Consider the following 15,232-nt stretch of genomic DNA (forward strand, 5'->3'; position numbering starts at 1 on the left):
CTTATCGCAACAACAGGCCGCGTGCTCGCTGAACTTGCAAATGCAACGAGTTCAGCTTCCTGGCAAGGAAGCTGAACCGGCAGCAGACGGATTCGTCCTGATTGCTGGCCACTACACACGACACGTCTATGTCGGTTATCGCTCATCGATCACCACGCGTTCTTACCCACTGACTTCCGCACATTGGCTCAAAGACACCCCGGCAGGGTCCACGTAGGGTCAGGAACGACGCTGATTGCTGCGTGCGGCTCAGGGTCACCTCATCCTACTTTCTGGACTTTCCATGAAGCGATTGACCCCGTTACTGGTCATGGCGCCCCTTCTGATGGGAGCCTCCGCGTCCGCCGCTGCCTTGGAGTGGACTTCCTGCCCGGACGATATTTCAAGCAGCTTCCCCCTTCTTGGCGATCGACTGCAGTGTTCACAAACCCAGGTCCCACTGGATCATGCGGGATCGGTTCCCGGCACGCTGATGATCGATCTGCTCCGCGTGCGCGCAGCCCATCCGGCCGAGCGACGCGGCGTGCTGATGGTGAACCCCGGAGGGCCAGGACTGGGCGCCATGTTCTTCACCGCCAGCTTGCCCGCCAACTGGGAGGCTGAGGCAGCTTGGGCGAGCGACAAACACCGGATCTCCGAGCGCCACGACCTTATCGCGGTACAGCCCCGCGGGCTGGGCTCAGGGAGCGAACTGCGCTGTAGATCCTCGGCCGTGCTGAAGCCCTACGGCCGGATTACGGATGACCGTTCAAGCGAAAATCTGATCGCCATCAATGAGAATGCCGCCGTCATCGCCGCTGGATGCAGCGCTCACCCTTGGTCGCGATTCATTACCACCGAGCAGACCGCACGTGACATGGATCTGGTGCGGACTCAGCTGGGTGAGGAAAAAATCAACTACTGGGGCGTGTCCTACGGCACCGAGCTGGGTGCATGGTATGGCCTCCTGTTCGCCGACCACGTTGATCGGATGATTCTGGATTCCAACGTCGACTGGACCAAGGGCATCCAGTACACCGCCATTCCCAAATCAGACAGCCGCCAGGTGATCTACCAGCGTTTTCTGGTCGAGCGCGCTATTGCCCAGCCCGCGGTGTATGGACTGGGCACGGATGCGCAGGCAATCGATGACCTGTTTGCCGATCTGGAGCCGGTTTTCCGCGACACCGTCAGGTACAGCCTTGGCAGCGTCGAGTCATTGATGGCCGCGCGCATGCTTCAATCCTGGCTGCGCGAATCGCCAGACATGGACGCAAAGGCGCTGGATGAACGCATCGCGGGCCATCACTTCAGCGATGATCCCGATGTCGACGCAGCTGCTCGACGTTCCGCGCAGTATGCGGCGGTCGACTGGTTCAGTGCTCCGGAATCGCCGGGCCCACTCAACCTGGATCCCACCTATTCCGTCCAATACACCGTTCTGTGCAACAGCGCGGAAGGCATTCAGCCACCATCGTTCTGGGACGATATGGGGGATCGTCAAGCGCGCGAAAACCCGGTCGGCGGCAGCACGGAAAGCCATCAAACCTGTGCGTACTGGCCGGTTTCAGTACCCGCAAGACCCGACATGGCAGCTTTGGATGCAGTACGGAACCTGATGGTGCTGCAGATGGAGTTCGATGCATTCACCCCGCGCGCAACCGCATTCAATGCGTTCACGTCCATTCCCTCCGCATCCATCGTCTACGCCGCTGGACTGAAAGGCCACGGCATGATCTACAACGGCGTTTCATCGTGCGTTGATCGGGTGACCTCCGCGTTCATGGCCGACGGCATCCGACCCGGACGCCTGCACGTCTGCGAGCATGCGCCCGCGGCCGTGCAGTCGACCACGGACAAACTGCGCCAGATCGAAGCCCGCGCGCATCAAGTGCGGGGGGAACGGCGCATGCCTGCGGACAGCTGACACCGCATCCAGACACCGCGCTGGAGCTCACCCCTCCAGCGTGGTCCGCACCTGGAACAGCTCCGGGAAGAACGTGAGCTCCAGCGCCTTGGCCAGGAACCCGACGCCGGACGACCCCCCGGTGCCGCGCTTGAACCCGATCACCCGCATCACCGTGCGCATATGGCGGAAGCGCCACAGCTGGAAGGCGGTCTCCAGATCCACCAGGTCCTCGCACAGCGCGTACTCGCGCCAGTACCGATCGGTGTTCTGGTAGATGCGCTCGAATACCGGGTGCAGTGCATCGTCGGCCACGTGCGGTTGGCTCCAGTCACGCTGCAGGTACTGCGCCGGGATGTCATGACCGAAGCGGGACAGATACTGCAGGAATTCCTCATACAGGCTGGGGGCCTCCAGCGTCTCGCGCAGGCGCTGCTGGCCGGCCACGTCATGCTCGAACACCTTCAGCATCTGCGCGTTCTTGTTGCCCAGCAGGAACTCGATGTAGCGGTACTGCAATGACTGGAAGCCCGAAGACGGCCCCAGCACGTCGCGGAACCCCATGTACTCGGAGGGTGTCAGCGTTTCCAGCACCGACCACTGCTCGGTCAGCTGGCGCAGCACCAGCTTGCTGCGCGCGAGCACCTTCTGGCACTGCCAGACCTGGTCGCGCTGCAGGAAGCTGATCGCCGCACGCAATTCGTGCGCCAGCAGCTTCAGCCACAGCTCCGAGGTCTGGTGCTGGATGATGAACAGCATCTCGTCGTGATGCGGCGGGCTGGACAGCGGCTGCTGCGCCGCCAGCAGCTGGTCCAGCCGAAGGTAGCCGCCGTAGGTCAGCCGATCCTGCAGATCCGTATGGATACCGGCTTCGAGATCGCGTTGGTTGTTATCGACGGACATGGGGGCAGGACCGGTCAAAGGCCGCAAAGCGTAGCAGGGCGCGGGCAAGGGACGAGCAACACCAGCGCACCCGATCCATTCCCAGGTGATCGCCCCCGTTGCGTGGAACGTGAAATACAGCGCACTGGCGCGTGGAACCGATTCCTACCTGTGCCACTGACCGCGCCGGAGGGGTATTGTGGTGCTGTGCAGCATCGGCTGAATACGTTGCTGTTGCTGGCGTTCTGCGCACGGACACGCGCACTGAACGGGCAAACTCTTGCTGCGCCGCAGGACAGCTTTTTCCTATGCCGTCCTTAACATGGCAATTCATATCATTTGTAACTTCCTGTCGAAGGTGTCGTCCGCAATGACAGTTGCTGCTGAGTTCAAGATCGAATATCTCCAATACCTGGACGCGGACGGGAAGCTCGTCCGTGATGACCTGCCCGCCTCCCTGCGGGATCCCAAGGTGCTGGTCCCGCTGTTCAAGCAGATGCTCTATGTACGCGTCTTCGACAGCAAGTCCATCGCCCTGCAGCGCACCGGCAAGCTGGGCACCTACGCTGCCTGCCTGGGCCACGAAGCGGCGCATGTGGGTATCGGCGCGGCCATGGCGGTGGGCGATGTGTTCGCGCCCAGTTACCGCGAATACGGCGCGATGTTCATGCGCGGCGTGCGCCCGTATGACGTGCTGATGTACTGGGGCGGCGACGAGCGTGGCAACGACTACGGTGGCAACGCGGCCAAGGACTTCCCGTTCTGCGTGCCGATCTCCACCCAGTGCCTGCATGCGGCTGGTGCTGCGTTGAAGTTCAAGCTCAACGACGAAAAGCAGGTCGCCGTGGCCGTCTGTGGCGACGGTGGCAGCTCCAAGACCGACTTCTATGCCGCACTGAATTCCGCCGGTGCCTACAAGCTCCCGCTGATCCTGTGCATCGTCAACAACGGCTGGGCCATCTCCGTTCCGCGCTCGGCGCAGACCGGTGCCGAAACGCTGGCGCAGAAGGGCCTGGCCGGTGGCCTGCACTGCCTGCAGGTGGACGGCAACGACCTGATCGCCGTGCTGGCCGCCATGGAGCAGGCGCGCGAACGCGGCCTGTCCGGCAATGGCGGCACCGTGCTGGAATTGATGACCTATCGCCTGTCCGACCACACCACCGCCGACGACGCACGCCGCTACCGCGACGATGCCGAAGTGAAGGATGCCTGGTTGCTGGAGCCGATGCTGCGCCTGCGCAAGTACCTGACCGCGCAGGGCGTCTGGAGCGAAGCCGAAGAAAAGGCGTGGATCGAGGAGTGCGGGACGCGCGTGGACGAGGACGTGAACCAGTACCTCAACACGCCGGTGCAGCCGGTCGAGGCGATGTTCGACTTCCTGTACGCCGATCCGCCGCCGGACCTGCTGGCCCAGCGCGCTGCTGCCATCGCCCTGGAGCAGCGTCATGGATGAGATCAAGCACGGCGCTCCTGCGTCCCGCACCAATGCCGCCGACAGCGCTGCTGTCGCCGGTGGAGACACGGTCATGACCACTACGCCCATCACCCTGATCGAAGCCATCACCCAGGCATTGGCCTGGGAGCTGGAGCACGACAAATCGGTGCTGGTGCTGGGTGAGGACGTCGGCGTCAACGGCGGCGTGTTCCGCGCCACCGCCGGCCTGCAGCAGCGCTTCGGCGCCAACCGCATCCTTGATACCCCGCTGGATGAAACCACCATCGCCGGCCTGACCATCGGCCTGGCCGCACAAGGCATGAAGCCGGTGGCCGAAGCGCAGTTCGACGGCTTCATGTACCCGATGGTCGACCACATCATCTGCCATGCCGCGCGCCTGCGTACTCGTACGCGTGGCCGCCTGCACTGCCCGATGGTGCTGCGCGTGCCGTGGGGCGGTGGCATCCGTGCACCGGAACACCACAGCGAAGCCAACGAATCCATCTTCACCAACGTGCCGGGGCTGCGCGTGGTGCTGCCGTCCTCGCCGCAGCGTGCCTATGGCCTGCTGCTGGCCGCGATCCGCGAGCCGGATCCGGTGATCTACATGGAGCCCAAGCGCATCTACCGCCAGTACAAGGAAGTGGTGGTCAACGATGGCGAGGCGCTACCGCTGGATGTGTGCTTTGTGCTGCGCGACGGTACCGACGTGACCCTGGTGACCTGGGGCGCGCAGGTGAAGGAAGCCCTGGAAGCGGCTGACAAGCTGGCCGGTGAGGGCATCAGTGCCGAAGTCATCGACGTCGCCACGCTGCGTCCGCTGGACTTCGCCACCATCGCCGAATCGGTCGCCAAGACCGGTCGCTGCGTGATCGTGCAGGAGGCGCCGAAGACGGCGGGCTTCGGTGCGGAGATCGCCGCGCGCCTGGCCGAGGAATCGCTGTACGACCTGCTGGCCCCGGTGGAGCGCGTGACCGGCTATGACACGCACATTCCGTTGTTCCGCCTGGAAATGAAGTACCTGCCCAGCGTGGAGCGGATCGTCACGGCCGCCAAGCGCGCCATTGCGGCAGGCTGATATGTGGGCCCGCCTGCTTGGCCCGTATCGCAGCCAGTACCCCAACCCGCTCCGGTTCCACACCGGCCAGATCGTCGAAGTCGGTGTACGTGACGAAGAATGGCCGGCCTTTGCCTGGGTGCGCACCACGGATGGGCGCGCCGGCTGGGCACCGGTCGCGTGGTTGCAGCGGCTTGATGAGGGTCGCGCGGAAGCCCTGCGCGACTACGATGCGCGCGAGCTGGATGTGGAAAACGGCGAGATGGTACGGCTACATCACGAACATGGGGGCTGGTGGTGGTCCGAGCGCGCAAACGGCGCGACGGGCTGGCTGCCGGCCCGCGAACTGGAACTGCTGGAAGAGAACTGCACATGAGCCAGACCAAGAATTTCAACCTGCCCGACCTGGGCGAAGGCCTGCCGGACGCGACCATCGTGGAATGGTTCGTCAAGGAAGGCGACACGATCAAGCTGGACGAGCCGCTGGTATCGATGGAAACCGCCAAGGCCGTGGTCGAGGTGCCCTCGCCCGTCTCCGGCAAGATCCTGAAGCTGTCCGGTGCGGCGGGCGACATCATCCCGACCGGTGCCGTGCTGGCCAGTTTCGAGATCGACCCGAACATGCCGCAGCGTGCCGATGGCCAGGACACCGGCCACAGCCATGGCCATGCCGCACCCGCAGCACCGTCGCCCACGCCGAGCACCGGCCAGCCCGCACCGGCACAGCCGGACAAGGTGGTGGCCTCTGACGAGGGGGGTGAGATCAAGGAAGGTGGCGAGCGCGATGACGCCGGCACCGTGGTGGGCGCGATGCAGAGCTCCAACACCGTGCACGCCGAACAGGCGGTGGCCGTAGGCGGGGTCAAGGCCGTACCCGCGGTGCGGGCCATGGCGCGCAAGCTGGGTGTCGACCTGTCGCGCGTGCGTGCCAGTGGCACCGACAACGCAGTGACGATGGCGGACGTGAAGCAGGCGGCCGCCGATGGCAGTGCCAAAGTCGGATCGGCACCTGCGCCGGCTGCCATGCAGGCGATGGCCGCACCGGCCCCGGCCCGCGTGGAAAGCCAGCGCGCGCCGATGTCCGCCGCCGGCAAGCCGATGCGCACCCAGCCGCCGGGCGTGGTCGCCAAGGGCCAGCCGGAGCAGCTGAAGGGCGTGCGTCGGAACATGGCCCGTGTCATGGCCGACGCGCACAGCAAGGTCGTGCCGACCACGCTGAACGACGACGCCGACATCCATGCCTGGCAGCCGGGCACCGACATGACCGGCCGCCTGGTGCGGGCGATCGTGGTGGCCTGCCAGAAGGTGCCGGCGCTCAACGCCTGGTTCGATGGCGAGGCGCTGACCCGCACCCTGCATGCGCACGTGGACGTGGGCATCGCGGTGGACACCGATGACGGCCTGTTCGTGCCGGCCCTGCGCAACGCGGACATGCTGGACGCACGTGGCATCCGCGAGGGCGTCAACCGCCTGCGCGAGCAGGTGGAAGGGCGCTTGATCGCCGCCTCCGAACTGAGCGGCTACACGATCTCGCTGTCCAACTTCGGCATGTTCGCCGGTCGCTACGCCACCCCTGTGGTCGTGCCGCCGTGCGTGGCGATCGTGGCCGCCGGTCGCGCCCGCCACCAGATGACCCCGGTGATGGGCGGCGTGGAAGCGCACAAGGTGATCCCGCTGTCGGTGACCTTCGACCACCGCGCCGCCACCGGCGGTGAGGCGGCACGCTTCCTGCGCACCATGATGGACGATCTGGCACTGGCCAACTGATCCGGTAGGGACGGCCGAGGGCCGTCAGCGAAACCCGGAAGGCGTAGCGGGCAGGTTCCTTTGCAGGGCAAGGGAACCTGCCCCAACCAAGCCCCCCGCTTGTCCGGTAGTGACGGCCGCTGGCCGTCAGCGAAACACTCGTGGGCTCAGCCCGCGAGGTCCCGCGCAGCCACCACCTGTTCGCCCGGCCGCGGCACCAACGCCGCTTCCACCAGCGTCGCTGCGATCTTCTCCGCCGGATTGATCCGCCAACCGCGCGGCAGCACCGGACCCAGCAGGCCCAGCACCTTCGATGCCAGATGTTCCCCTGTGCGCTTCTGCGCGCGCTCGCCGCCGATCAGCCCCGGCCGCACCAGGGTCAGCGAATCAAAGCCCAGCTCACGCAGATCCTGCTCCAGATCGCCCTTGACCCGGTTGTAGAAGAACCGCGAGCCCGCATCCGCGCCCGCCGCCGAATTGAGCACGAACGTGGCAGCGCCATGCGCATGCGCCTGGCCGGCAAAGGTGAGCGGGTAGTCATGGTCGATGCGCCGGAAGGCCTCGCGGCTGCCGGCCTGGGCCAGCGTGCTGCCCAGCGCGCAGACCACCGCATCCACCGCCCACCACGGCGCGGTACCGGGCAGTTGCTCGAAATCCAGCACCGGGTTGTCCAGCTTTGCCGCGCTCATTGGCAGCGGGCGTCGCGTGGGCGCGATCAGCGCCGTGCAGCGCGTATCCTCCAGCAGAATCTGCAGCGCCTGGCCACCCACCAGACCCGTTGCTCCCAGCAGCATCACCCGCATCGTCCTCTCCCATGGCGCGTTGCTGCCATCGTGAGGGCTGGACAGGTATAAAGCCAACGTCGACCGCGCCGATATGCTGTCACCAGCCCCCACCTCCCTACGGATCACCGCATGACGGACCGCCCTGTACCACGCCCTGCCGCCGGCACCCAGCTCGGGCCGCTGGCGCATGTGCGTGCCGCACCGGCAACGTCCGATGCGGGCCCGCGCCGCGTTGATGGGCGGACGCTGCAGCAGATCTTCATCGGCGCAGAGCAGCCAGAGACGCTGCTGGCGGCGTTCGCCGACGGCATGGCGACCCTTCCCGGCGAGCTGGGCGACATGGGCGACCGCCTGCAATCGGCGCAGGCCGGCGCGGACTGGCCCCGCTATGGCCGGGCGATGCGGCAGCTGATCGACAAATACATCCGCACCATCGAACAGCATTCCCCGGCCGGCCAGCCCGACAGCGAGCGCCTGCGCGAGCAGCTGCGCCACGTGCTGGGCATCACCGTGGCCAGCCTGCTGCAGCACGACCCGCAATTGCGCGAGCAGGCCATCACCCAGGCCGCCGCATGGAAGCAGTGGCAGCCTGGGCAACCGCTGGATGGACTGGAAAACAACCTGCGCGAGCTGGGCCACCAGATCGGCGTACGCAGCGAGGCGTGGCACGAACGCGACGAACTGCTGTTGGGCCTGTTCGACCTGCTGCTGGAAAACATCAGCGAGCTGCTGGACGACGGCGCGTGGCTGCACGGACAGATCGATGCGGTGCGCCAGCTGCTGGCCGGGCCCTTGGATACGTCGGCCGTCGAACGCACCCGCGCCGAGCTGCGCCAGGTGATCTACAAACAGGGCCTGCTCAAGCAGGGCATCACCGATTCCAAGGCGGCCATGCGCGGGCTGATGGGCGATTTCGTGCAGCAGCTTGATGGCATGGCCAACAGCACCGGCGAATATCACGATCGCATCAGCAGCTACGCGTTGGCCCTGCGCGAGGCACGCAGCATCGCCGATCTCAACCAACTGCTGCAGGGCGTGCTGCACGACACCGGCCGCGTGCAGCAGCAGGCCGCGCAGGCCCGTGATCATCTGGCCAATGCGCGGCTGGAAGTGGAAGTGGCCGAACAGCGCATCGCCCAGCTGGAGAATGACCTGCGGGAAGTGACCGACCTGGTCCGCACCGATCCCCTGACCGGCGCACTCAACCGGCGCGGCCTGGACGACCTGCTGCAATCCGAACTCGCCCGCTCATCGCGGGGCGGCAGCGCGCTGTCGGTGGCGGTGATCGACCTGGACGAGTTCGGCCAGACCAATTCCCAGTACGGTCACGCAGGCGGTGACGCGGTGCTTCGCCATTTCGTCAGTGTCTGCCAGTTGCTGCTGCGGGCCAGTGACAGCGTGGCGCGGCTGGGCGGCGACGAGTTCGTGTTGGTGATGCCCGATACCCCCGGGGCCGACAGCATGTCCACCCTGCAGCGCCTGCAGCGTTCGCTGGCGCAGCGCGTGCTGCACGTGCAGGACCACCGCGTGCCGGTGCACTTCAGCGCCGGCCTGACGCAGTGGCAGCCGACCGACAGCGCCGAAACCCTGCTGCGACGCGCCGACGAGGCCCTGTACGCGGCCAAGCGCGAGGGCCGCAACCGCGTACAGGCCGGTTGACCCGGTAGTGACGGCCAACGGACGTCGGGCCGTCCGGCTTTCAGTGTGCGGGCTTGCCGCGCAGCTTCTGCACCAGCATCACCGCTCCCAGCACCAGCGCACCGACCACCAGGCCCACGCCCACGTTCACCAGTGCATTGATCAGCCAGGCCCACTGGCCTTCGCCGCCATGCTCCAGCACCCAGTGGTGCAGCGGCGGCACGTTGTGCACCAGGATGCCTCCGCCGACCAGGAACATCGCGGCCGTACCGGCGATGGACAGGAACTTCATCAGCCAGGGGGCACCGGCCACCATGCCGCGTCCGAACGCGGCCACCGCACCGCCCTTCTTCGCCAGGTAGAGACCCGCGTCGTCGATCTTGACGATGCCGCCGACCAGTCCGTAGACGAACACCGTCATCGCCACGGCCACCACGCTCAAGGTCAGCACCTGCTGCATGAACGCCGCGCCGGAAGACACCACCACGCCCAGGGTCAGCACGATCACCTCGGCCGACAGGATGAAATCGGTGCGGATGGCGCCCTTCACCTTGTCCTTCTCGAAGGCCACCATGTCCACCGTGTCGTCGGCCAGCGCCTGCCGACGCTCTGCCTGCTTCGCTTCGTCTTCCTCGGCCGGGTGCAGGAAGCGGTGTGCCAGCTTCTCCACGCCCTCGTAGCAGAGGAAGGCACCGCCCAGCATCATCAACGGCACGATCAGGGGCACGTTGTACCCGCGGGATTTCAACCACGCCTCCAAGGCGCTGATCGCCAAGGCGGCCGGCACCAGGATCAGCTTGTTGACGAACGAGCCCTTGGCCACCGCCCAGATCACCGGCAGTTCGCGGTTCGCGCTCATGCCCGTGACCTGCTGTGCATTGAGCGCCAGATCGTCTCCCAGCACACCGGCGGTCTTCTTCGCGGCGACTTTGGTCAGGACCGCCACATCGTCCAGCAGCGTGGCGATGTCATCGAGCAGGGTGAACAGGCTGGCACCGGCCATGGAGGGTCCATCATCAAAGGGGGAGGAAGAAGGCGGATTCTGACCTAAAAGGCGTGAATCCCAAACTACATCCGGGATTCACCACTCCACCACCTTCCCCCCGCCACACTGGGCCTCCTGCACCATCGCGGAGTCCTGCTTGAACAACCCGCCTGCCGCGTCTGCCAACCCGCCGCTGATCACCGGCATGAACCGCCGCAGCCAGATCCTGCGGCTGTTGATGCGCTACCGCAATTCCGGCGTGTTCTCCGGCATGAACCTGGACGCTGCAGGCGCACCCGACGTGCCGCCGGACGGCAATCCGGAGCAGTTCGTCACCGACCTGGAATCCCTCGGCCCGACCTTCGTCAAGCTGGGGCAGATGCTGTCCACCCGGCCGGACATGGTGCCGGTGGAGTTCGCCACGGCGCTGGAGCGGATGCAGGAAAGCGTTGCGCCGATCCCGGTGGAGCGGATTCACGCCATCATCGAGAAGGAACTGGGCGCCACCGTCTCCACGTTGTTCGCCAGTTTCGATCCAGTTCCGCTGGGCTGCGCCTCCATTGCCCAGGTGCACCGTGCCACGCTGCGCGATGGCCGCGAAGTCGCTGTCAAAGTGCAGAAGCCCGAGGTCGCCGCGCAGCTGCGATCAGATCTGGAAGCGCTGCGCAGTTTTGTGCTGGCCGCCGACCACCTGACCCAGGTGGGGCGCCGTGTGCGCCTGCGCGACTGGTTGAACGAGTTCGCCAAGACCCTGATGCAGGAGCTGGATTACCAGGCAGAAGCAGAAAACCTGCAGCGCTTCGGCCAACACCTGCGACCGTTCAAGCCGCTGTGGGTCCCGCAGCCCATCTGGGACTACTGCAGCAACCGCGTGCTGACGATGCAGCTCGCCGACGGCGTGCGCGTGGACATGATTCCGGATATCCGGCGCACCGAACACTCCATGGACCCGCTGGCGGCTGCGCTGATCCGCGGCTACCTGGACCAGATTTTCGTGCACGGCGAAATCCACGCCGACCCGCATCCCGGCAACCTGCGCGTGACCCACGACGGCCGCTTGGCCATCTTCGACCTGGGCATGGTCGCGCATATGCCGCCGCGCCTGCGCGAGCGTCTGTTGAAGGTATTGTTCGCTGCGGTGGATGGCCGTGGCGAGGAAGTGGCCGATGAGATCATCGCGATCAGCACACGGCTGGAGTCGTTCGAAGAAGAACGCTACCTGCGCGAGACCGGCCAGATGATTGCACGGTACGCCGCCAGCAATCACTACTCCGAAGGCCGCGTGGTGCTGGACATGGTGCGTATCGCCACCGCCAGCGGCCTGCGCACGCCGCCGGAACTGAGCCTGATCGGCAAGGCCCTGTTGAACCTGGAATCGGTGTGCCGCCTGCTGTCACCGACACTGGATACGCGACGCATCGTCGAGAAGCAGCTGCAGCACGTGATGCGCGCGCGGCTGAAGAAATCATTGTCGGCGGCCAACCTGGCCAGCGAAGCGATGGAAGTGCAGGAACTGCTGCGCGTCGGCCCCCGCAAGATGACCGACATCCTCGCATTACTGGCTGAAAACCGGCTGCAGATGAAGGTGACGGGGCTGGAAGAATCGCGCCTGATGGAAAACCTGCAGAAGATCGCCAACCGCGTGTCGGCCGGCATCGTCACCGCCGCGCTGATCCTGGCGTCGGCGCTGATGATGAAAGTGGACAACGGCGTGCATCTGTTCGGCTACCCCGCGATCGCGATGATACTGATGTTGATCGGCGTATTCCTCGGCCTGGGCATCATCACCAGCGCACTACTGTTCGACCGCCGCGCCCGCGCCCGCGAAGAACGCGGCCACCGGTAGAGCCAAAAAGGTAGAGCCGACTTCAGTCGGCTGCTGGCGCATTACGGTTGAAGCCAGCCGACTGAAGTCGGCTCTACCCATGCGTATCACCCCGCGCGCCATCGCGCGATTCACACCAACGCCACAAAGCTGACGATTTATCCAGTTTTGTCGCTTTCGACGAACATTTCAGTCAGGTTCGTGCAGGCATGATCGGGTCATCGGTCTGTCATGTTGTTGTGGTTGGCAGTCCGGTCGAGATGGACACGCGTCGGTACGACGTCCATCACCACCTCCGTCACTGCCGAATATGCCCATGCTCTGGATTTTGTTGCTTACGCTGTTCGTGCTTGCCTGGCTGTTGCTGGTTTCCAGTAAATGGTTGTGGTGGAAGGCCGGCCTGCTTTCGGTACTGCTGATCGCCCTGAGCACCTGGTGGCTGGTGGACCAGCTGTCCGGCGACGGATTGAATGCGGCCACGTTGTACCACTTGGGCGCCGATATGGAAGGCGCCGGTGTCTCCGATTTCAAGCAGGTCATCGCGGGCTACATCGCCCTGCTGCTGGTGTCCCTGCTGCCGTTCGCCCTTGTACGCATCAAGCGCTGGCAACGACCCGGCCGCGGCAAGACACTGTTCGCCAGCTTCGCGGGACTATGGTTGCTGGCCGTGTGTGTCAGCCCGCTGTTCGCCGACGGCCAGCGTCTTTACTACCAGCTGCGCCCGGTCGATTTCGCTGAGATCGCCCCGGAATACCAGGTGCCGACGCAGCCGCTGCAGCGCCCGCGCAACATCGTCTGGATCTACGGCGAAAGCCTGGAACGCACCTATCTCGACGAGAGCGTATTCCCCGGCCTGATGCCGAATCTCAACCGCTTGGCGGCGCGCTCGCTGGATGTGCGCGGTCTGGATTCGCCGGAGGGCAGCGGCTGGACCATCGCCGGACTGGTCGCATCGATGTGTGGCGTACCACTGACCACCGCACAGGGCGATGAGAACAGCATGGACCGCATGGGCAGCTTCCTGCCCAAGGCGGTCTGCCTGGGCGACTACCTCAAGCAGCAGGGCTACACCAACCACTACCTGGGTGGCGCCAACGGTCAGTTCGCCGGCAAGGGGCAGTTCCTCGCCAGCCATGGCTTTGACGAAGTGCACGACCTTGCCTGGTTCAAACAGCAGAAGAAGGTCGGTCGCATTCACTACTCCGCGTGGGGCGTGCATGACGACGTGCTGCTGGATACCGCCTATCGCCGCTTCGAGCAGCTGTCACGTGCCGGCGAACCCTTCATGCTCACCACGCTGACCATGGACACCCATCACCCGGCCGGCCACCTGCCGGTGTCGTGCAAGAACGAACGCTACGAAAGCCCGCACGGCAACATCGGCCTGCTCAACGCGCTGAAGTGCACGGATCGCCTGATCTCGCAACTGGTGGAGCGTATCCAGGCCAGCCCGCATGGCAAGGACACGTTGATCGTCGTGTCATCCGATCACCTGGCCATGCCGAACGACCTCAGCCACGTGCTGGCCAAGCAGGAGCGCGAGAACCTGCTGCTGTTCGTCGGCAAGGACATTGAGCCGCGCCAGCTGCAGGTGGACGATGCGACCACGCTGGACAGCGGGGCGACCCTGCTCAGCCTGCTGGATCCTGCCATCCAGCGCATCGGCTTCGGCCGCTCGTTGATCGATCCGCAGCGGCCGGCCAGTGCCAGCGTCGCCGCCCGCAAGGACAACGGACGCGACTATCCCAAGTACCTCGCCTTTGCCCGTTCGTTGTGGCTGGGCGAGCCAACGCGCGAACTGCGCATCGACGACAGCAACCAAGTGATCGTCGGCGTGCAACATGTGCAGCCGCCAGTGCTGCTGGAGTACGACAAGGACTGGGCACTGAAGACGGTCTACCTGGAAAACACCTCGCGCCAATTCGATGAAGCCGACAAGGACAGCACGCTGGCGTATGTAGACCGCTGCACCGCCTTTGAGGATGGCTCGGCCGACGGTGACTGGTGCGCGTTGCTGGTCAACCGCGAAAACGGGATCAAGCTGTATCGCGATGATGACCTGCGCGGTGGTGTGCAGGTGGATGCAGCGCTGGATGCCTTCGATGGTCCGCGTCCGAGCGTTCGCCAGGCCCACATGATCACCGACAAGGGCCGTCGTACCCGTGCTGGCCAGTACATGCTGGAACTGGTGGCCAGCACACAGCCGCAGCGGGGCTTCTGGATCGAAGCAGTCTCGTCGCAGCGGCAGGTGGTGCTGGCCCAGCAGTGGGTGCAGCCCGATGCGAGCGGCCGCATCAACCTGAGCTTTGGGTTGGATCATGAAGTGGATGATCTGGAGATCCGCGCATGGTTGAACCATGCCGAGAAGCTCGCCGTGGATACCTTTGCGCTGGTGCCATCGCGGCGTCCACGCGGATAGTGGGTCGAACGGCTGAGCCCCTCGCGAGTGGGGGGGCTGTATCTGGTGCTGGGCCGGGCAGTGGGGCTGGGCGGGGGACGGCAATAGCCGCATCCATGCGTGCCTCGTTTCGCGCCATCCATGGCGCTCAACGCCCCCGCCCAGCCCCACCACCCGGCCCTCTGACAGGTTTCGGTGCCCGCCACCCGCGCAGAAAAAATGAAGAAAGAGCGGTAGCGCCGAGCCGCGCTCGGCGGAGTGTTTCCGCCAACGGCCCGCTGCGCTCGCCGACCGTGGGTCGGCGCTACCAACTTCGGCCGCAGCAGCGGCCACGGATCAATTAAGGCGGTAGCGCCGAGCCGTGCTCGGCGGAATGTTTCCGCCAACGGCCCGCTGCGCTCGCCGACCATGGGTCGGCGCTACCAACTTCGGCCGCAGCAGCGGCCACGGATCAATTGAGGCAGTAGCGCCGAGCCGTGCTCGGCGGAATGTTTCCGCCAACGGCCCGCTGCGCTCGCCGACCATGGGTCGGCGCTACCGATGTCCGCATGTCCGCATGTCCGACAACTTCCATGGCCGCCATGGACCTGTCGAAG

At 65.3% G+C, this 15,232-nt stretch carries 11 protein-coding genes; 8 read left to right on the top strand and 3 right to left on the bottom strand.

The window, feature by feature from the left end; genetic code table 11:
- Positions 1–283: 283 nt before the first annotated feature.
- The gene (locus tag ICJ04_RS16690) at positions 284–1,906 is read left to right on the top strand and encodes an alpha/beta hydrolase (protein WP_188325284.1); all 1,623 of its coding nucleotides are present in this window, start codon (positions 284–286) and stop codon (positions 1,904–1,906) included.
- 27 nt (positions 1,907–1,933) lie between these two features.
- Here ICJ04_RS16690 and ICJ04_RS16695 read toward each other — a convergent pair whose 3' ends face one another.
- Positions 1,934–2,788, bottom strand: coding sequence for a tryptophan 2,3-dioxygenase family protein (locus tag ICJ04_RS16695; protein WP_188325285.1), 855 nt, complete (start codon positions 2,786–2,788; stop codon positions 1,934–1,936).
- Between the two features lie 349 nt (positions 2,789–3,137).
- On the opposite strand from ICJ04_RS16695, the gene pdhA reads away from it, so the two are divergent.
- The 4 genes from pdhA to ICJ04_RS16715 are packed head-to-tail and all read left to right on the top strand — an operon-like array spanning position 3,138 to position 7,026.
- Positions 3,138–4,220, top strand: coding sequence for a pyruvate dehydrogenase (acetyl-transferring) E1 component subunit alpha (gene pdhA, locus ICJ04_RS16700; RefSeq protein ID WP_188325286.1), 1,083 nt, complete (start codon positions 3,138–3,140; stop codon positions 4,218–4,220).
- Complete coding sequence (locus ICJ04_RS16705; RefSeq protein ID WP_188325287.1) at positions 4,213–5,280, top strand: alpha-ketoacid dehydrogenase subunit beta; 1,068 nt, start codon at positions 4,213–4,215, stop codon at positions 5,278–5,280. Before pdhA ends, ICJ04_RS16705 begins: the two co-directional genes overlap by 8 nt.
- Position 5,281: 1 nt before the next feature.
- Positions 5,282–5,635, top strand: coding sequence for an SH3 domain-containing protein (locus tag ICJ04_RS16710; RefSeq protein WP_188325288.1), 354 nt, complete (start codon positions 5,282–5,284; stop codon positions 5,633–5,635).
- Positions 5,632–7,026, top strand: coding sequence for a dihydrolipoamide acetyltransferase family protein (locus ICJ04_RS16715; RefSeq protein WP_188325289.1), 1,395 nt, complete (start codon positions 5,632–5,634; stop codon positions 7,024–7,026). The genes ICJ04_RS16710 and ICJ04_RS16715 overlap by 4 nt, the downstream gene beginning before the upstream one ends.
- Positions 7,027–7,172: 146 nt before the next feature.
- Here ICJ04_RS16715 and ICJ04_RS16720 read toward each other — a convergent pair whose 3' ends face one another.
- On the bottom strand, positions 7,173–7,808 hold the full coding sequence (locus ICJ04_RS16720) for an NAD-dependent dehydratase (protein WP_188325290.1): 636 nt from the start codon (positions 7,806–7,808) through the stop codon (positions 7,173–7,175).
- Positions 7,809–7,919: 111 nt separating this feature from the next.
- Here ICJ04_RS16720 and ICJ04_RS16725 point away from each other — a divergent pair, with 111 nt between their 5' ends.
- A complete protein-coding gene (locus tag ICJ04_RS16725) occupies positions 7,920–9,449 on the top strand; it encodes a GGDEF domain-containing protein (RefSeq protein ID WP_188325291.1) in 1,530 nt (509 codons plus the stop codon).
- Positions 9,450–9,489: 40 nt separating this feature from the next.
- Here the strand turns inward: ICJ04_RS16725 and ICJ04_RS16730 are convergent, their stop codons facing one another.
- The gene (locus ICJ04_RS16730; protein WP_188325292.1) at positions 9,490–10,431 is read right to left on the bottom strand and encodes a DUF808 domain-containing protein; all 942 of its coding nucleotides are present in this window, start codon (positions 10,429–10,431) and stop codon (positions 9,490–9,492) included.
- 187 nt (positions 10,432–10,618) lie between these two features.
- Here ICJ04_RS16730 and ICJ04_RS16735 point away from each other — a divergent pair, with 187 nt between their 5' ends.
- On the top strand, positions 10,619–12,259 hold the full coding sequence (locus ICJ04_RS16735) for an AarF/UbiB family protein (protein WP_342589199.1): 1,641 nt from the start codon (positions 10,619–10,621) through the stop codon (positions 12,257–12,259).
- A gap of 295 nt (positions 12,260–12,554) precedes the next feature.
- Positions 12,555–14,657: a phosphoglycerol transferase I gene (locus ICJ04_RS16740; protein ID WP_188325294.1), complete on the top strand. Its 2,103-nt coding sequence runs from the start codon at positions 12,555–12,557 to the stop codon at positions 14,655–14,657.
- Positions 14,658–15,232: the final 575 nt, after the last annotated feature.

Origin of the sequence: Stenotrophomonas sp. 169, assembly GCF_014621775.1 — a bacterium.
GTDB lineage: Bacteria > Pseudomonadota > Gammaproteobacteria > Xanthomonadales > Xanthomonadaceae > Stenotrophomonas.